The following is a 422-nucleotide window of genomic DNA, read 5'->3' on the forward strand; positions in this document are numbered from 1 at the left end:
GCGGCGGACGAGCACGGCTTGCAGCGCGACTACGACTCCCCCAGCGCCCGCGACCCGCGCGCGCTGCTGGCTCCCGCGGCCGGGGGCGTGCGCGCCGCGCGGCGCACCCTGCGCCGGCGCGGTCTGGGCCAGGGCGGGCGCGCCGAGACCGGCGGCGACGGCCAGCGCCAGCAGGCTGGAACGGGCGCTCAATCGAACGGCGGCGCGAGAGGTCATGTCATTCATTCGGGAAACCGTCGGGGGCTGGCGTCGGCTCACGAGACGAGCCCGCCGAGGAATTGGAAGATATTGAGCTTCTGTAGGTCGTTCCACGTCGCGAACAACATAAATCCCGCCAAAAGCGCAAGACCTGCGCGATAGCCCATCTCCTGGAACCGCGCCGACACAGGTCGCCTGGCCACGGCTTCATAGCCGTAGAAAAG

Annotated in this window: 1 protein-coding gene; it reads right to left on the reverse strand. The window is 69.9% G+C overall.

Annotated features, from left to right (window positions below; translation table 11 throughout):
* On the reverse strand, positions 1 to 225 hold a 225-nt coding region (locus tag CVH10_RS26650; RefSeq protein WP_219924769.1), incomplete at its 3' end, for a hypothetical protein.
* Positions 226 to 422: the final 197 nt, after the last annotated feature.

Origin of the sequence: Halomonas sp. ND22Bw (assembly GCF_003011945.1) — a bacterium.
Taxonomy (GTDB): Bacteria; Pseudomonadota; Gammaproteobacteria; order Pseudomonadales; family Halomonadaceae; genus Halomonas; species Halomonas halophila.